General features: G+C 65.8%; 10 protein-coding genes. 7 read left to right on the forward strand and 3 right to left on the reverse strand.

Annotation, left to right across the window (positions count from 1 at the left end):
* The first annotated feature begins 67 nt into the window (after positions 1-67).
* From B0E47_RS10970 to B0E47_RS10995, 6 genes are all read left to right on the forward strand, one after another.
* Entirely contained in the window at positions 68-3,010 is a 2,943-nt protein-coding gene (locus B0E47_RS10970) for a TonB-dependent receptor (RefSeq protein ID WP_077514303.1), read from the forward strand.
* Between the two features lie 419 nt (positions 3,011-3,429).
* On the forward strand, positions 3,430-4,935 hold the full coding sequence (locus tag B0E47_RS10975) for a tryptophan halogenase family protein (RefSeq protein ID WP_077514304.1): 1,506 nt from the start codon (positions 3,430-3,432) through the stop codon (positions 4,933-4,935).
* Between the two features lie 11 nt (positions 4,936-4,946).
* Entirely contained in the window at positions 4,947-6,527 is a 1,581-nt protein-coding gene (locus B0E47_RS10980; protein ID WP_254422904.1) for an alpha-amylase family glycosyl hydrolase, read from the forward strand.
* A gap of 83 nt (positions 6,528-6,610) precedes the next feature.
* Positions 6,611-9,010, forward strand: coding sequence for a TIM-barrel domain-containing protein (locus B0E47_RS10985; protein WP_077514305.1), 2,400 nt, complete (start codon positions 6,611-6,613; stop codon positions 9,008-9,010).
* A 69-nt stretch (positions 9,011-9,079) separates the two neighbouring features.
* Entirely contained in the window at positions 9,080-9,310 is a 231-nt protein-coding gene (locus B0E47_RS10990; RefSeq protein ID WP_077514306.1) for a hypothetical protein, read from the forward strand.
* A 188-nt stretch (positions 9,311-9,498) separates the two neighbouring features.
* Positions 9,499-11,052, forward strand: coding sequence for a glycosyl hydrolase family 39 (locus B0E47_RS10995; RefSeq protein WP_077514307.1), 1,554 nt, complete (start codon positions 9,499-9,501; stop codon positions 11,050-11,052).
* Positions 11,053-11,154: 102 nt separating this feature from the next.
* Here the strand turns inward: B0E47_RS10995 and B0E47_RS11000 are convergent, their stop codons facing one another.
* Positions 11,155-12,747, reverse strand: coding sequence for a tryptophan halogenase family protein (locus B0E47_RS11000; RefSeq protein ID WP_077514308.1), 1,593 nt, complete (start codon positions 12,745-12,747; stop codon positions 11,155-11,157).
* A gap of 209 nt (positions 12,748-12,956) precedes the next feature.
* Here B0E47_RS11000 and B0E47_RS11005 point away from each other — a divergent pair, with 209 nt between their 5' ends.
* On the forward strand, positions 12,957-15,371 hold the full coding sequence (locus B0E47_RS11005; RefSeq protein ID WP_077514309.1) for a TonB-dependent receptor: 2,415 nt from the start codon (positions 12,957-12,959) through the stop codon (positions 15,369-15,371).
* A 347-nt stretch (positions 15,372-15,718) separates the two neighbouring features.
* Here B0E47_RS11005 and B0E47_RS11010 read toward each other — a convergent pair whose 3' ends face one another.
* Positions 15,719-18,223, reverse strand: coding sequence for an exo 1,3/1,4-beta-D-glucan glucohydrolase (locus B0E47_RS11010; RefSeq protein ID WP_077514310.1), 2,505 nt, complete (start codon positions 18,221-18,223; stop codon positions 15,719-15,721).
* Between the two features lie 192 nt (positions 18,224-18,415).
* Entirely contained in the window at positions 18,416-19,429 is a 1,014-nt protein-coding gene (locus B0E47_RS11015; RefSeq protein WP_077514311.1) for a LacI family DNA-binding transcriptional regulator, read from the reverse strand.
* Positions 19,430-19,460 lie beyond the last annotated feature (31 nt).

A 19,460-nucleotide genomic window follows, 5' to 3' on the forward strand; every position in this document is an offset into this window, starting at 1 on the left:
CCAGCCGTGTCTTGCCCATGATCGCAACCATCACAAGATTGCAGTACAACCCTGGGAGGGGACAACGGTGATACTCAAACAAAACGTGCTTGCCCTGGCATTGGCATCGGTCGGACTCTGCGCTTTCTCCAATGCTTACGCGGCGGCGCCGCTCGCCGCTCCTGCGCCCAGCCAGCAGGACACCTCGACCACACAGGAGGCGGCGCCCGCGGATGCCGCCACGAGCACGGACAAGAACGACCGCAAGCCAGCCAAGAAGAACGCGAAGCAGCTGCAGGCGGTGCAGGTCAACGGCTTCATCAGCAGCATCGAGAACGCCACCGCGCTGAAGAAGAACGCCAGCACCATCGTCGAGGCGATTTCGGCCGAGCAGGTCGGCAAGCTGCCGGGCGTCTCCATCGCCGACGCGCTGGGTCGCCTGCCCGGTCTCGCGGTGCAGACCGTGGACGGCCGCCCGCAGGTGCTGACCATCCACGGCCTCGGCCCCGATTTCTCCACTGCGCTGGTCAATGGCGGCCAGCAGGTGTCCACCTCGAACAACCGCGACGTGCAGTTCGACCAGTACCCGTCGAGCTGGTTCGACAACGTGGTGGTGCACATGAGCCCGCAGGCCGACCTGATCGGCCAGGGCCTGTCAGGCACGGTGGACATGCATACGATCCGCCCGCTGGAGAAGAGCGGCCCCGAGGCGGCGGTGAATGCCAAGTACATCTGGAACGACATGTCACAGCTGGCCAACGGCAAGGGCGTCAGCAACAGCGGCCGCAACCTCAACGGCGTGTGGGTGGACCAGTTCGCCAACCACACCGTGGGCGTGACCCTGGGCGTGGACCTGGAGGACAACCCCTCGCAGATCCAGCACCAGGCACCGTGGGGTTACGCCACCGATTCGAACGGCGACTCCGTGATCGGCGGCTCGAAGAACTACGGCATCACCGACTCCCTGAAGCGCAACGGCCTGCTGGCCACCGTGCAGTGGCAGCCGAACCAGTTCTACACCGGCACCGTCGACCTCACCTACGACAACTACAAGGAAACCCAGCAGGCCAAGGGCATGGAGTTTCCGCTGTTCTACAGCTCGGCGCAGCTGCAGCCCGGCGGCGTCGTGATACCGGACCCCCACATCAACGGCGGCGGCTTCGTGCAGAGCGGCACCTACGGCGACGTCAAGCCGGTGATCCGCAACGACTACAACAGCACCAGCGCGCGGGTCTACAACTTCAACTGGGACAACAAGTTCACCATCAACGAAAACTGGTCGGTGGACGCCGACATGAACTATTCGCGCGCCACCCGCCACGACGTCGACCTCGAGAGCTATTCCGGTACCGGCTACACCCCGGCCAACGGCGCGCTCGACACGGTGGGCTTCAACGAGCTCAGCAACGGCCTGCTCTACCTCAGCCCGTCGCTGGACTACACAAAGGGCGTGGTGCTGACCGACCCGCAGGGCTGGGGCGCCGGCAGCGACGTGGTGCAGGCCGGCTTCATCAACGCGCCGCGCACCGTCGACTACCTCGCCAACGCGCGCATCGCGGTGGAGCGCAGTTTCGCCAGTGGTCCGTTCTCCAGCCTGGAGTTCGGCGTGAGCAACAGCCGCCGCAACAAGTCCTACAACATCGACCAGGCCTTCCTGACCCTGGGTGGCGGCACCCTCAGCGGCGGCAACGCCGTCGAGACGGCCGCCTTCACCGGGAGCTCCTGCGATCCGTTGTCGTTCATGGGCATCGGTCCGCAGCTCTGCTACAACCCGTTCGCCTTGATCGACAACGGCACGCTCTCGCCGGTGCCCACCTTCGGCTCCAACACCGGTACGCCGCCGAACTGGACGACGCATGAGAATGTCTTCACGCCGTACTTCCAGTTCAACATCGACACCACCCTGGGCGGTATCAGCCTGCGCGGCAACTTCGGCATGCAGATGCAGCACACCGCACAGAGCGCCACCGGCGAGCGCGTGGCGCCGGGCAGCGCCATCACCGGCAACGCGATCGAGCTGATCCCGGTAACCGGCAACACCAGCTACACCCGCTACCTGCCCAGCGCGAACCTGATCTTCGGCTTCACCGACAACGACGACCTGCGCATCAGCGCCGCCCGCACCCTGTCGCGCCCGCGCATGGACCAGATGAACGCCGGCCTCGGGGTGAGCGGCAACGTCACCCTCCTGCAGAGCACCAACCCGAACCAGGCCTACTTCAGCGCCTCGGGCGGCAACCCGAAGCTCACGCCCACCATGGCCGACAACTACAACGTCAGCTATGAGCACTACTTCTCGGGCCCGGCGTCGGGCTACCAGTGCAGTTCCACCGACCAGAAGAACTCCGACCTGTGCCGCAGCGGCGGCGGTGGCGGCTACTTCTCGGTGTCGGGTTACTTCATCGGCCTGCATGACTACATCAACCCGAACTCGTCCTTCCTGTACAACTTCAGCTCCTTCCTGCCATTCACCCTGACCCCGGCGCAGTTGACCCAGCTGGGCACCCCCTACGGCATCGTCACCGGCCCGACCAATGACGGCCACGGCTACGTGAAGGGCCTCCAGGGCACCCTGAACCTGCCGTTCAACCTGCTCACCCCGGTGCTCGACGGCTTCGGCACCATCCTCACCGCAAACCGCACCAAGAGCTCGCTGGTTTACGCCGGCAACTCCACACCGATCACCGTGCCGGGCCTTTCCAAGTGGGTCGCCAACGGCACGATCTACTACCAGCACAACGGCTTCGAGGCGCGCATCAGCGACAACTACCGCTCCGATTTCCTGGGCGAGGTGTCGGGTATCAGCGCCACGCGCATCGAGCAGACGCTGAAGGGTGGCAGCACCTACGACGCCCAGGTGAGCTACACGTTCGAGAGCGGCAGCTTCAAGGGCCTGACCCTGATCGCACAGGGTTCGAACCTGTCCAACAAGATCTTCACCACGTTCCAGAACAACGACCCTCGCCAGGTGCAGACCTGGGAGCGCTACGGTCGCACCTACTCGGTAGGTGCCTCGTACAAGTTCCAGTAAGCGGCAACACAAGGTTCTGCGTACTCCCCCTGCCCCGCTGCGTGCAAACCAGCGGGGACTTTTTTGACGAGGCCCACACACGCACAGGGCGACGGTGGATGGCGGCGGAACCGGTTAGGGATACTCTGATCCATTCTACGCAGGCGTCACCGTGACTGTCTGTCCGCAGGCCACAGGGCCGTCGGCGAAGGCAGACTGGCCGTCTGTCGAGACGGCGGACCGAAGGCATGCGGACAGACAGTCATGGCCCCAACACATCGAATTCAAAATGATGGGGTGATGTCCAGAAGGCGCGCAGGCTGCGCCGCGCAGCTTGGCAAGACGGCCAGTCTTCCCTGCGCCGCGCAACACACCCTGCGCGCCTTCTGGACATCATGCCGCCTGCGTAGAATGGATCAGAGTATCCCCAGGGATGCAACATGAACGATGCACGCATACGTCGGCTGGTGATCGTGGGCGGCGGCACCGCCGGCTGGCTGACCGCCGCCCTGCTCGCCCACGCGCTGGGCTCGCAGCTCAAGATCCTGCTGGTGGAGTCGGCCGAGATCGGCACCGTCGGCGTGGGCGAGGCGACGATTCCGCAGATCCTGCACGTCAACCGCTTCCTCGGCATCGACGAGGACGACATGCTGCGTGCCGTGCACGGCACCTTCAAGCTCGGCGTGCAGCTCAACGATTTCACCCGCGTGGGCGATTCCTACCTGCACGCGTTCGGCGACCTCGGCCTGCCGCTGGGGCTGACGCCGTTCCACCATTACTGGCTGCGCAGCCGCGGACGCCCCGGCGCGCAGAGCCTGTGGGCGCATTCCCTGAACGCGGCGGCCGCCGCCGCGAACCGCTTCGCGCGCATGGACACGGTACCGAACAGCCCGCTCGGCGGCATTCGCTACGCCTACCATTTCGACGCTTCGCTGTACGGCCAGTACCTGCGCGAGCACATCAAGCCCGGCATCGTGCAGCGTATCGAGGGCAAGGTGGTCGACGTGCGCCTGCACGCCGATGACGGCCACATCGAGTCGCTGCTGCTGGACGGCGGCGCCACGGTCGAGGGCGACTTCTTCATCGACTGCTCCGGCTTCCGTGGCCTGCTGATCGAGGGTGCGCTGAAGACCGGCTACGAGAACTGGCAGCACTGGCTGCCCTGCGACCGCGCGCTGGCGGTGGCCAGCGCGCCGGGCGGGCCGATGCGGCCGTACACCCAGGCCAGCGCGCGCAGCGCGGGCTGGCAGTGGCGTATCCCGCTGCAGACCCGCACCGGCAACGGCCATGTGTACTGCAGCCGCTTCATCAGCGACGACGAGGCCGCCGCGCAACTGCTGGCGAACCTGGAGACCGAGGCGCTGGGCGACCCGCGCCCGCTGCGCTTCGTCACCGGCATGCGCAAGCTGGCGTGGAACCGCAACTGCCTCGCGCTGGGTCTCGCCGCCGGCTTCATGGAGCCGCTGGAATCGACCAGCATCCACCTGGTGCAGTCGGGCGTGAACCGCCTGCTGGCGATGTTCCCCGACCGCCACTGCGACCCGAAACTGGCGGACGAGTACAACCGCCAGACCCGCTTCGAGTACGAGCGGGTGCGTGACTTCCTGATCCTGCACTACAAGGCTACCGAGCGCGACGACACCGCCTTCTGGCGCCAGTGCGCGGCGATGGAGGTTCCGCCCGAGCTCGCGCGCAAGATCGCCTTGTTCCGCAGCCGTGGCCAGATCTTCCGCGAGCACGACGAGCTGTTCACCGAGATCGCCTGGCTGCAGGTGATGATCGGCCAACGCATCGAACCGCAAAACCACCACCCGCTGGCCGACGCGCTGGACGAGGCGCAACTGGACGGCTTCCTCGGCGACATCCGCACCCTGATCGGCCGCGCCTCGGCTAGCATGCCCGATCACGCACGCTTCGTCGCCGACCATTGCCGGGGCGGCCCCTGAGGAGAATCGTCATGTTTCGACGTCCGCATTTTCTCGTGTTCGCCCTGCTCGCCTTGCTGGCCATGCCGGGGGCGATGCAGGCAACGCCGACGTCGGCGCCCGGCAACGCGCCGCCGCCGGCCTCCGGCGTGTGGTACGAAATTTTCGTGCGCTCGTTCTACGACACCAACGGCGACGGCATCGGCGATCTCAACGGGGTTACCGCCAAGCTCGACTACCTGAAATCGCTGGGCGTCAGCGGCATCTGGCTGATGCCGATCAATCCCTCGCCCAGCTACCACGGCTACGACGTCACCGATTACTACGGCATCAATCCGCAATACGGCACGCTGGCCGATTTCCGCCACCTGCTGGCCGAGGCACACCAGCGCGGCATCAAGGTCATCATCGACATGGTGATCAACCACAGCGGCAATGAGAACCGCTGGTTCAAGGCCGCACTCGATCCGGACAGCCCGTACCACGACTGGTACACGTGGGCGAACAAGTACACCGATCTGGCAAGCGACAGCGTCACCGGCACCACGGCCTGGCATGCGACGGGTAAACAGTCCGCTCCCGAAACGTATTACCTCGGCATTTTCGCGCCGACCATGCCCGATCTGAATTACGACAACCCGGCCGTGCGCGCCGAGATGATCAAGGTCGGCCAGTTCTGGCTGAAGCAGGGCGTGGACGGCTTCCGCCTCGACGCCGCGCGGCACATCTACGAGAACTTCCCGTGGGAGGTGGACGATCCCGTCGCGCAGGCAAAGAACTTCGCCTGGTGGAACGCCTACCATCGCGGCCTCGACATCGTGAACCCGCACGCCTATCTGGTCGGCGAGGTGACGCGCGATTACGCCACCGAACTGGCGCCGTGGCTGAAGCCGCTGGATGCGGTATTCAACTTCCCGCTGGCGAAACAACTGATCGCCGCCGCGGCAAGCGAACGCAACCTGGGCCTCGGCCCAACGCTCGACCGTACCTATGCCGCCTACGCGGCCGTCGGCGGCGCGGCGATCAAGGACGCACCGTTCCTGTCCAACCACGACCAGGACCGGGTGATGAGCCAGCTCGACGACAACGCGCAACACATGCGCACGGCCGCCGCGATGTTGCTCACCCTGCCCGGCGAGCCGTACATCTACTACGGCGAGGAACTGGGCACGCAGGGCAGGAAACCCGACCCCGACCTGCGCCAGCCGATGCGCTGGCAACGCTCATCGACGGCGCAGGGCGAAACGACCTGGGAAGCCGGCAGCCCGGCCAACGGCGCGGCGGTCTCGGTCGAGGCCGAACAGGCCGATCCGCATTCGCTGCTGCATCTCTACACACGATTGATCCACTGGCGCAGCGAGATCCCTGCCCTGCGTGACGGTGGATTCCACGCGTATCCGGAAGCCAGCGATCACCTGGTGGCGTGGGAGCGCACCGCACCGCACGGCACCGTGCTGGTGGTGCACAATCTGTCCGGCCAGACGCAGTCGATGGCGCTGGATGTGCCCGGCGAACCGCACTTCACCCGCGTGCTGAAGCAGACCGGCCCCGGTGCCGCGATCCACGCCGGCATGCTCAGCGTGCCGGCCTATACCAGCGTGGTACTGCAATGATGTCGCGACGGATGAGCACCCCCCGGACCATGGCGAGCCCGACCCGCCACGTGGCCATCACCCACTTTCCGCACAGGTCGCCCATGTTCACCCGCATCCCCCGCACTCTCGCCCGCCATGCCATCGCCGCTGCTCTTGCCGCCGGCCTGCTGCTGTCCGCACCGATCTGCGCCGCGGATACGGCTTCCGCACCCGCCGCTTCGCTCGTCCATGCCGACACGCAAGGCGTTGCCTTCCGTCTCGGCAGCGAACGGTTGTCGATCCGCCTCGATGGTGCCGGCGTGGTGCACGTGCAGGCGTTGCCGGCCGGCGCCAGCGACTCGCATACGCTGGTGCTCGATCCCCACGCGAAACCGGTCGCGGTGGCCAGCGCACACGTGCACGACGACGGCGCCACGCTCACCCTCGCCAGCGACCGGCTTGTCGCGATCTGGCACAAGCAGGCGAACACGCTGGAACTGCAGAATGCACAACGCCATCCGCTGCTCACCCTCGACCTGGCCACGCTGGCCAAGGGCCAGGTGCAACTGACCCATGCCGCGGATGATGCCCTGTATGGCATCCACGGCTACGACAAGGACGAGAATGCTTCCAGCGGCCTGCTGCGCAGCGGTGCGCAGGTGGCCAAGGCCGGCGAGCAGGGTTACGCCGGCGCGCCGTTCGTGTGGAGCACCGCGGGTTACGGCGTGCTGGTGGACAGCAATGGCGCGAACTACGCGCTGCAGCCCGGTCGCATCGAGATCGGCGCCCTGTCCAAGCCGTCGCTGGACGTCTACCTGATGGCCGGCGATCCGCCACAACTGTTCGACCAACTGGCCACGCTCAGCGGTCGCGCGCCGCTGTTCCCGAAATGGGCGATGGGCTTCACCAACAGTCAATGGGGCATCGACCAGAAGGAACTGCTGCAGATCGTCGATACCTACCGCGCCAAACACATCCCGCTCGACAACTTCACCCTGGACTTCGACTGGAAGGCCTGGGGCGAGGACGACTACGGTGAATTCCGCTGGAACCCGGTGAAGTTTCCCGGCGGCCCCACCGGCGCGCTGGCGAAGCAGTTGCACGCGCGCGGCATCCAGCTCACCGGCATCATGAAGCCGCGCATCCACGTCGACACGGTGGAAGGACGCTACGCCACCGAGCACCATTTCTGGGTACCCGACGAAAAGGCCAGCGACGACTATTTCTCGCACAAGCCGGTGAAGAACATCGACTTCGACATCCCGGCCGCACGTACCTGGTTCGGCGACCTGGCGGTGAAGTACGGTTTCGACGAGGGTATCGCGGGCTGGTGGAACGACGAAGCCGATACCACCGGCAGCGACACCGAATTCATGAACATGCAGCGCGCGCTGTACGAAGCGCAGCGGCGCGTTTCCGATCTGCGCGTGTGGTCGATCAACCGCAATTTCTGGCTCGGCGCGCAACGCTACGCCTATGGCCTGTGGTCGGGCGACATCGACACCGGCTTCAAGAGCATGGCCGCGCAACGCCCGCGCATGCTCAGCGCGATCAACCTGGGCGAAATGTCGTGGGGCATGGACGGCGGCGGTTTCAACGGCCACCCCTCCGATGAAAACTACGCCCGCTGGATCGAATTCGGCGCGTTCACGCCGATCTTCCGCGTGCACGGCACGTTCGGCGAAAAGCGCCAGCCGTGGGTCTACGGCCCCGTTGCGGAGAAGGCCGCCACCGCGGCGATCCGCCTGCGCTACAGCCTGATTCCCTATATCTACAGCTACGAATACCAGCGCCACGTCGACGGCGTCGGCCTGGTTCGCCCCTTGATATTCGACTGGCCGCATGACGAGAACGTGCGTAACGACATCGACAGCTGGATGTTCGGCGATTACCTGCTGGTATCGCCGGTGGTGCAACAAGCTCAGACCGAAAAGCACATCTATCTGCCGGCTGGCACCTGGACCGACTGGTTCAGCGGCAAGGTCTACCAGGGCGGCCAGACCATCCGCCTCGCGATCGACGACAAGGGCTGGGGCGACATCCCGCTGTTCATCCGCGATGGCGCGATCATCCCGACGCAGCCGGTGATGGACTACGTGGGCGAAAAGCCGGTCACCGAACTTGCCGTCGAGGTCTTCCCGTCCAGCCGACGCAGCACGTTCGATGTCTACGACGACGACGGCACCACCTACGCCTATGAACACGGCGACACTTTCCTTCAGACCCTCGCAGTGCAGCGGCAAGGCCAGGCGGTGACCTTCGAGACGGACGCCAGCAGCGGCGCGTTCAAGCCGGCGTTGCGCTTCTACTTGCTGAAGATCCATGGCGATCCCGCAAGCAGCGTGAGCGTCGACGGCAAGCCCATGGCGGCACGCGCCAGTGTCGGGATGCTCCAGCAAGCCGACACGGAAGGCTGGGCGCGCGGGCACGATCGCTTCGGTGCCGTCACCTGGGTGCGCATCGCCGCGGGTCGGAAGCAGACCGTCCGCCTGCACCTGTCGTCGCGAGGCGGGCGACCGTGACGCTCCGGCGGAAGCACCGCGGTGTATCTTTGGTTTCGACCCCGGTGCTGCCGTGAAGGATGCTTCGCCATGAACCCGAAAACCTACTGGTTCGCCCGCAAGACCTTCGGTTGGGGTTGGACGCCCGCGAGCTGGCAGGGCTGGCTGGTCACTGCCGGCTTCCTGGCCATCGTGTTCCTGCTGGGGCGCGTATTCCCGCCGGCGACGCATCGCATCGATTATTTCGGTGGGATCATCGCGGCCAGCGTGCTGTTGCTGACCGTGGTGATGCTCAAGGGCGAGCCGCGCCAAGGCGGTTGAGCAGGCCAGCTGAAAGACCGCGATTGCGACCCTTGTCGCACTGAACCATCGCCTGCGGCCGCGGGGGTCACTGGACGCCGGCGACAGACTGTAAGACACTCTCCGGCACGCCATGTAAACGTTTACATGCCAAGGCACCCGCCCGCCTGTCCCGTGCCGCACGGCACCCCGACGACAAGGAAACCCCGATGACCTTCCCTCCCGTCCTGCGCCGTCATCTGCTCGCCGCCGGTGCCGCCCTGCTGCTGATCGTGAGCACCGCGGCCGGCGCCGCCACCCGGCAAGACGTCCGGATCCATGTCGACGCGCAGGCCACCGGCACGCCGTTCCCGCACTTCTGGGAAACCATGTTCGGCTCCGGTCGCGCCTCGCTGGCCTTGCGTGACGACTACCGCAAGGATCTCGACGCGGTGCACCAGGCCACCGGCTTTGGCTATATCCGCTTCCACGGCATCCTCGACCACGACGTGGGACTGGTGAACCGGGAGCCGGATGGCTCGATCCGCTACAACTTTTCCTACGTCGACCAGATCTACGATGGCCTGCTCGAACACGGCGTCAGGCCGTTCGTCGAGCTGGGCTTCATGCCGCCGGAGCTGAGCTCCGATCCGAAGGCGCTGCAGGACTTCTGGTATCGCCCCAACATCGCGCCGCCAAAGAGCTATGCCGAGTGGGACGCCATGATCACCGCGTTCGCGAAGCATCTGGTCGCACGCTACGGCATCGACGAGGTGGCCAGTTGGTACTTCGAGGTATGGAACGAGCCGAACATCGGCTTCTGGGCCGGCAAGCCGCAGCAACCGACCTACTTCACCCTGTACGACCACACCGCGCGGGCCTTGAAGGCGGTGGATTCGCGCATCCGGGTCGGCGGCCCCAGCACCGCGCAGGGCGCATGGGCCACCGCTTTCCTCGCGCACGCGAAAAAGGACGACGTGCCCGTCGATTTCGTCAGCACCCACGTCTACGGCGACGACACCGCCGACAACGTGTTCCACACCAGCGAGAACATCCCGCGCCGCGACATGGTCTGCCGCACGGTGGACAAGGTGCACAAGGAAATCCTCGCCTCGCCCTACCCGAAGCTGCCGCTGATCTTCAGCGAGTACAACGCCAGCTACGCCAACCTGCCCAACGTCACCGACACCGTGTTCATGGGCCCGTGGATGGCCAACACCATCCGCGAGTGCGCGGGCAAGATCCAGATCATGAGCTACTGGTCGTTCTCCGACGTGTTCGAGGAACAGGGCGTGGTGCGCAACCCGTTCTACGGCGGCTTCGGCCTGATCGCCGCCGACCGCATCCAGAAACCCGCGTTCAACGCGTTCGCGATGCTGCACAAGCTGGGCGATCGGCAGCTCAAGTCAACCTCCGACTCGGCGCTGGTCACCAGGCGCGATGACGGCACGATCGTGCTGGCCCTGTGGAACTACGCCACCGCCGTGGGCAAGACCGCCAGCTACACGCCGGGCGAACCCAAGGGCGAGCCGAAGCACTTCAGCATCGCGGTGAATCACCTCGCCGGCGATGCCCATGCAACCGTGTGGCGACTGGACGAGACCCACGGCAATGCGGTCGCACTCTTCAACAAGATGGGCCGGCCCGACTTCCCCAGCCGCGAACAGATCGCGCAACTGCGCGAGGCCGGTCAACTCGCCGCGCCGGAGTCGATGGACGTGCGCAAGGGCAAGCTCGACATCACGATACCGCCGCAAGGGCTGGTGGTCGTCGAGCTGCACTGAACCCGATCACGCCATCCGGTGACAACAAAGCCGCGCCGGGCGTGGCCTTGTTGTCACTGGTGATGCCGCGAAGCGATCAACCGCAAGCACGTCGCCCAAGGGTCAAACGCTCATCCGCGCCGGCTCGGTGGCCTCGCCTGGATCCCGCTGCACCTGCTCCCGACACAGCTGCTCGACCAGCGCACGGTGATCCGGCAAGTCGTGCAGCGCGTGTCCGGCCACCTGCTGGATCGTCGCAAACTCGCGCCGCGCCGCCTCCATCTGCGGATGGGCGCTGCGCATCGGCTCCAGATCGGTCTCGAACTCCATGCCGTAAAGCACGTACTGCCAGCTGGCCGGCATGAACATTTCCAGGTCGGTGACGAAGTCCAGCCGATGCGGCGGGCGGTGCCGCCACAGCGCCAGCCGATCGCGCAGCGTGTCCGGGATGCTGGCCGGATCGACGTTGTCGATCCAGAACTTCGAATCGCGGCGTCGGGTGAGGCAGTAGTGCATCTTGATGAAATCCAGGATGCGTTCGTAACGCGCCGACATCATCCCGTTGTACAACTTTGCGGTGCGCGCCATGTCGCTGCTGTCACCGGGCAAGAGGTGGCTGATCAGGTAGGCGCCCAGCTCGACCAGGGCGATGCCGGTCGATTCCAGCGGCTCTACGACACCACCGGACAGGCCCACGGCCACGCAGTTGTGTCGCCAGGGCTCCGGACGGTAGCCGGGATCGAATTTGATATGCCGCGCCTCGAGCGTTTCCGCGGCCGGCCCAAGATAACCCCGGATCACCTCCTCGGCGCGAGCTGAATCGGTGTGCTGCGAGGAATAAACGTAACCGGTGCCGCGCCGCCGCTGCAGGCCGATGTCCCAGATCCAGCCGGCCTCCTGCGCGGTGGACATGGTGTAGGGCCGGATCGGTGCGTCGGGCTTTTCGTCAGGTACCTGCACGGCCACCGCGCGATCGCAGAACAGCACGTCGCGCAGGCTACGCAGGGGCGACTGCATCGCCCCGCCGATAAGGGCGCCGCGCAAGCCGGTGCAGTCGATGTAGAGATCCGCACTGAGCGCGCCGAGTTCGCGGGTGACCACACGCGCAATCGCGCCCCGCTCGTCCAGTTCCGTGTGTTCCACCGTGGCCAGAAGGCGTTTGATGCCCAGGCCCTGGCCATGTTCGGCCAGCACGCTGGCGAAGCGTGCCGCATCGAAGTGGTAGGCGTAATTCATCGGGCCGAGATAGTTCCCGTCGGTCATGCGCTTGGGCGCGCGTCCCGCATCCACGATCCGCTGCTGCATGGTTACCGCTTCGGCAAACGGCATCCCCGCGGGCGCGGCGCCAAGCAGCCAGTACGGCAGCAGTTCCGGACTGCCCGCACGCTGGCTCGGGTGATTGAACGGGTGGAAGTAATGATGGTGCCCGGCCTCGCCCGGCGGCCGTACCCAGTCCACGAAATGCACGCCCTGCTTGAACGTCGCCGAGGCGCCGACGAAGAAGCGACGCTCGTCCAGGCCGATCGCCGCCAGGGTTCCGCGGATGGACGGAAACGTTCCCTCACCGACGCCCAGGGCGCCGATGCTTGGTGATTCGACCAACTCCACCTGCACGCTCCTCGCATCGCCGGCGTTGAGTGTTTTGGCCAGATAGCAGGCCGTGAGCCAGCCGGCGGTTCCGCCGCCCACCACCAGAATTTTCTGCAACCGCGGCATGACCGCCCTCCTCGTTGATCGTTGAACAGATGCCCGCCTGCTGCGACGCAGCAAGCATCTTGTCGAAAACCAGCCTATGATCGAACTCGAATGACAGCGCTGTCATACGAGAAAATGACAGCGAAGTCATATCACGTTACGAACGCGACCGCGATGACCTTCGCGGATCACCAGTCAGGCAAGCCAGCAATTTTTGGAGGGGATGCGAAATGAAGCTCCGCTATTCAGCGTTGTACGTCGCCATGACCGCCGTGCTCTTTTCAGCCGCCGTGCAGGCGGCCGAGACGGATACGACGACGTCGACCCAGGTACCGTCAACCAAGGTGAAGAACCTGGGCGCCGTCCAGGTCACCGCCACCAAACGCGAGACACCGCTGCAGAAGACCCCTGTCGCCATCACCGCGATCGGTGGCGACACGCTCGACAAGGAACGCGTCATGACGGTGCAGGATCTCACCAAACTGGTGCCGGGCCTGCAGGGAACCTCCGAAGGCGACCATGGCGTGGTCACGCTGACCTTGCGCGGCATCGGCAACGACAGCGCGAAGACCGAATATGCCGACCCCGAGGTCGCCACCTTCGTCGACGGCGTGTACACCCCGCGCGCGGAAGCCGCCGCGAGCCTGCTGCTGGACATGGACAGCGTGGAGGTGCTGCGTGGCCCGCAGGGCACCTTGTGGGGTCGCAACTCCACCGCCGGCGCGATCAGCTTCACCACGATCAAGCCCGACATCAACGGCGGCTTCAACGGCAGCGGCACGATCGAGATGGGCAACTACAACCAGAGCGGCGTGCGCGCGGCGGTGAATCTGCCGATCAGCAGTACCTTCGCCATGCGCGTTGCGGCAGTCCACGAGCAGCACGACGGCTACGTCGACTACCAGAACCCGATAGGCCAGATCCCCACGCCGGCCCAGCAGCAGGCGAATTACCTCGCCTCCGGCGGCAACCCGGCCAGCTTCCAGCCGATCAACACCAACCTGTTCGTGCAGAAAGGCAAGAAGTACGACGCGCAGGATCAGTCCGCCGCGCGCGTGAGCGCCCGCTGGCAGCCCAGCGACAACTTCGTCTGGGATCTGTCGTACGAGTATTTCCAGGATCGCGGCACGCCGAGCATGAACCTGATGCAGCAGCCGCGACCGGGCCAGGAGTTCTGGTCGGCGCTGATCGACGTGGCGCCCTACCTGGACCGCACCTCCAAGTCGGTGCGCAGCCGCATGGACTGGACCATCAACGACAGCATGGAACTGACCTACGTGGCCGGCTTCAACCACTATTCGGGCCAGAGCGATTTCGACCAGGATGGTGGCGTGAACGTGCCGACCAGCTTCACCACCAACGGCGTGTACCAGGAAGACCGCACCAACTACTCCAACTACGCCAGTTCCAGCCACGAGTTCGACCTCAAGTCGCGCGGCGAGAACACGGTGGACTGGATCCTCGGCGCGTACTACGCGCACGAGAACAACAACATCCGCTTCGACATCCCGATCATGAACGGTACCCAGCAAGGCACCGTGAGCTGGCAGGGTTCGTTCATCCAGCCGGAAGAACTGGTCACCTCGACGGCGGCGTTCGGTCAGGCCACCTGGCACATGAGCGACACCTGGCGCCTCACCGGCGGTGCACGCTGGTCGCATGACAAGCGCGAGAACCGGGGTGGCATCAACTGGGGCTGGGGTTACAATCCGGCCTACCCGGCACTGCCGATCTCGCCCGGCGAACAGCCCGGCGACGTCGGCTTCAACATCAGCCAGCACAACGATGCCACCTACAGCAAGAGCAAGCCGACCTGGCTGGTGCGCCTCGACCACGACCTCGGCAGCAGCGGCCTGATCTATGCGAGCGTGTCCACCGGTTACAAGTCGGGCGGCACCCAGGACGGTGGCGCGCTGTACAGGCCGGAGACGCTGACCAACTACGAGATCGGCGCCAAGTTCGCCTTCCTCGACGGTCACCTGACCTGGAACAGCGCGGCGTACTACGAGGTGTTCAAGAACTACCAGTTGTCGGCGCCGGTCACCTATCCCGACGGCACGCACGGACTTGGCTTCTCCAACGTCGGCGGCAAGACCCAGGTGGCGGGTTTCGAATCCGAGCTTGCCTACCAGCAGACCAACGACCGCGCCAACCTGATCCTTTCGGTGATCCCCGAAAAGAAGCTGGGCACGGAGAAGTACGCGGCCAGCAACGATTACTACGTGCCGACGGCCTGCCCGCCCGAATCGACCATCAGCAACAATTGCATGGACATCTCGGGAAATGACCTGCCGCACGCACCGGACCTGTCGCTCACCGCGATCTACGAGCACGACTTCGTGCTGGGCAACGGCGGTCGCCTCACGCCCCGCGTGAGTGCGCAATACCAGAGCGCCCAGTGGCTCAGCTGGTTCAATTTCGGCGACGGCGACAAGCAGAAGGCGTATGCGCGAGGCGATCTCTCGCTGCGTTACACCGAGCCCAACGACAAGTGGTACGTCAACGCCTACGTGCAGAACGTCACCGATGGCAGAGTCAAGAGCAGCGCTGCCGGGAGCACGTTGCTGGCCAACGGCAGCGTGGTATTCACATCCCAGTACCTGGCGCCGCGCACCTACGGCGTCCAGTTCGGCTTCTGGTTCTAGGAGCCTAGGCTTTCACGCGGTTCCTCCGGCGACATACCCTCCCCTGCGGTCGCCACAGGATGCCCCGGAAACGGGGCATCCTTTTTTTATGCGTGCCTGGAGCGACGGTGGCGTGGTGCCGGAGGACACGCAACGCGCAGGAGTGCGAGGCCGCACCTTGCGACCGGCGAGTCGGCGCTGTGGATACGCCGGCAGGTGTGCACGAGCAGCCCCGCGTCAACGGGATGCGACGCCACGGTGCCTGATACCGGCTGAAGAGCCGCCATGCATGGGAGAGTCGTGGAGCCTGTCGTTCGTGCCCGGCAGGCGATGCGCGCCGGCATCGCCTGCGGGGGAACCGGCATGACTCAGTGCGTCGGGCAGCCCAGGGTCTTGTCCGCCACGGTGCCCAGCGACACTTCGGTGACGACAATGCTTTCCCCGGGACTGCTGGTCCACTCGAACGGCCGATCCAGCCTGGCCATGTCGGCGCCGGCATGGCGGAAGCACTTCAACGGAATGCCCACGCGCAGCCATTGCCCGCGCGGCAGCGCCGCCAGCTGCGGGCCGACCTGGATACGGGCGCCGCAGTTGCTGCCACAGGCCACGCCGAGCGACGCGCCCTGCGGCGATACCGCGTCGACGCGCAGCGTGGTCACCAGCATCACGTCGCCATTGGTTTGCCGGTCCAGATCCAGCGGCGCATCGGTGGTCAAGGCGACGCTCGCCTTACCCGGGCCGGACCAGCTCAGTCGACGCGCATCCTCCTGCGCCTTGTAGTCGAGCGCGGCAACCCGCAGGCTGCCGTCCCGGGTAGCCGCGGGTACGGCGTCGACTGCCGTGACCTGGCCATTGGCCGCGGTCAACTGCAGCGAGAAACCGTGCGCGGGTTTGCCATGCACGAGATACACGCCTGCCCTCCCGCCATCGAGCGCCACGCCCGGCTGCTCCGGCAGCGCGCCAAGATCGCCATCGTCGGAATAGCTCAGGCCATAGCCATAAGCGAACTGCGGATGGTAGTCGGGCTGGCCCACGTTGAGCGGTGTCTGCACCGCCGTGCGCGGCCACGAATAAGGCAGCTTGCCGTGAAAGTCGTAATCGACGCTCCCGTCGCGCTTGCGCAGCAGCACGTCGGCGATGCCCTCGCCCTCGCTGCCGGGCAGCCACGCCACTACAAAGGCGTCGGAGGCGTTGATCTCGCGGTTCATCCACAACGGCCGGCCGGTGATGAACAGCGCCACCACCGGCACGCCTTGCGCGTGCAGGCGGCGCAGCAGGTCGAGGTCGTGGTCGTTGCCCGGCTTGTAGGCGAGATTCGGCAGATCGCCCTGGAACTCGGCGTAAGGATCCTCGCCGAACACCACGATGGCAGCGTCGGGCTTTTGCTTGTAGCTGCCGTCGACCGACAGCACGGCGGTGCCACCGGCGGCACGCACCTGTTCATCGATGCCGGCCCAGATCGAGGTGGCTCCGGGGAAATTCGCATTGGTGAGTCCGGTGCCCTGCCAGGTCAGCGTCCAGCCGCCGTTCTGCTTGGAGATGTTGTCCGCGCCATCACCCGCCACCAGGATGCGCTTGCGCGGATCCAGCGGCAGCAGGCCGTGGTTGTTCTTCAGCAGCACCAGCGACTCGCGCACCGCCCGGCGCGCCACCGCGCGATGCGCCGCGCTGCCGATCACCTGCGCCGCGGACCGGGCCAGCGGGTTGTCGCTTGGCAGGCCCTCTTTGAACATGCCAAGACGCAGCTTCACGCGCAGGATCCGGCTCACCGCATCGTCGACGCGACTCATCGGAATCACGCCGGACTTCACCTCGGCCAGCGTGTGCTGGTACAGACCCTTCCAGGAATCCGGCGCCTCGAGCATGTCCAGGCCGGCGTTGTAGGCGGCGGCACAATCTTCGTTGGTGCAGCCGGGCACCTGGCCATGCGCGTTCCAGTCGCCCAGCACGATGCCGTCAAAGCCCATGCGCTGTTTCAGGACGTCGGTGATCAGCGCCTTGTTGCCGGCCATCTTCACCCCGTTCCAGCTCGAGAACGACACCATCACCACCTGCACGCCCGCGCGGATCGCCGGCGGGTAACCGGCGGCATGCACATCGCGCAACACTGCCTCGCTGACCTCGGCGTCGCCCTGGTCCTTGCCGTCCCTGGTGCCGCCGTCGCCGACGAAATGCTTGGCGGTGGCAATCACGTGCCTGGCATCGAGGAACTGCGGCGTGCCGACCGCGCCCTCCAGACCGCTGACGATCTGCGCGGCGTATTCCGCGACCAGTTTGGGGTTCTCCGAATAACCCTCGTAGGAGCGGCCCCAGCGCCTGTCGCGCGGCACCGTCAAGGTGGGAGCGAACGTCCAGTTAATCCCGCTGGCGCGCAGCTCCTGCGCAGTGACCGTGCCGATCTCGTGCAGCAGTTCGGGGTCGCGGGTGGCGCCCAGGCCCACGTTCTGCGGAAACAGGGTGCTGCCGACCAGGTTGTTGTGGCCATGCACGGCGTCGATGCCGAACAGCACCGGAATCGCCGGGCGTCCGTCGGAGCGCTGCAACGAGGCGCGATGGAACGCATCGGACAACTTCTTCCATTGCGCGGCGGTGCCGTATTCGCCGCCGTCCGGTCCGGAATTTCCGCCGGCCAGGATCGAACCGAGGCGGTATTTGTGCACGTCCTCAGGGGTCACGTACTTGATGTCGGCCTGAATCATCTGGCCGACCTTGTCCTCGACCGACATGCGGTCGAGCAAGGCCTTCACCCGCGCATCCAGCACAGGATCGGGTGGCAGCGGCGAGCCGACCCTGGGCCAGAGCTCGGGATGCACGGTCGTGGCGGCATCCGTGGCAGGCGCCGATGCGGCGGCAGCGCCAAACGCGCCGGCCATGGACGCGGCCAGGAGAAGCCGTGTCAGGTCCCGGTACTGGCAGGAAAAAAGGGGCACGTGATCACTCCAGACTGGCACGCAGGCAATGCGCGGAAGCCGCAGCGTGACACAATTGACAGCGCTGTCAATTCGCAGGGCAACATGACGTGGCGCGGCCCGTGCGGCGAGCCGGGAATTTCACAGGCGGGGATTTCAGGAAGGACGGGCAGTGGAGTCGCGTATCTCCAGCGAGAACGGCATCTGCACCAGCTGGCCGCCACCCCGGCCACGCAGTACCTCCAGCAATTGCAGGGCGGCAACCTTGCCCATCTCGCGGCTGGGCTGGCGGATCGTGGTAAGCGCCGGCCACAGCTGGCTGGCCAGCGGAATATCGTCGAAGCCGCAGACGGAAACATCCTGCGGCACCTTCAGGCCACGCTCGTTGGCCGCCCACATCACGCCGCTGGCCATGTCGTCATTGGCCGCGAACACCGCCGTCGGCCGCTTCTTCAGCGCGAACAACTGTCGCGCCGCCGCGACACCCGACGCAAAGGTGAAGGCGCCCTGCACCACGAGTTTGGGATCCTCGACCAGCCCCGCGCCCGCCATCGCCTCGCGATAACCCGCCAGCCTCCAGCGACTGGCGCCGTGATCGGCAATGCCCGAAACGTGCGCAATCCGCCGATGACCCAGCGACAGCAGATGCTCCACCATCGTGCGCGCGGCCAGCTGCTCGTCCATGGCCACGCCGATGTTGTCGACCCGCGACATCGGCGACACGCTGGCGAACGGTACGTGACGTTCGCGCAGCCGCTTCAGCAGCGGCGCGTAGTCGGTGATCGGCGGGGTCAGCACGATCCCATCGGGGTGGTGGTCGGAGATCACGGCGTCGAGCCGGCGCACGAAGTCGTCCCCGCGCATGCGCAGCGGACGCACCATCATGTTGTAGCGATGCGTATCGCAGGCCTCGAGCACGCCGTCCTGGATCTCGGCCAGGTAAGTCGAGGCGGGGTTGTCGTTGTTGTCGTACAGCATTGCGACCAGGAACGAGCGATTGCCCGCCAGGCTGCGGGCCGAGGAAAGTGGCCGATAGTCCATCGCCTCCATCGCCGCCGTCACCCGCTGGCGCGTGGCATCGGTGACGTTGGCCTCGTCGTTGAGCACGCGCGATACCGTCTTGGGCGATACGCCCGCGCGGCGTGCCACATCTTCCAGCCGTACCCGCATGCTTTGATCCAAGTGTCGTCGCGCCTGCGAT

The sequence above is a fragment of the Rhodanobacter sp. B05 genome (genome assembly GCF_002001085.1).
Classification (GTDB): Bacteria; Pseudomonadota; Gammaproteobacteria; order Xanthomonadales; family Rhodanobacteraceae; genus Rhodanobacter.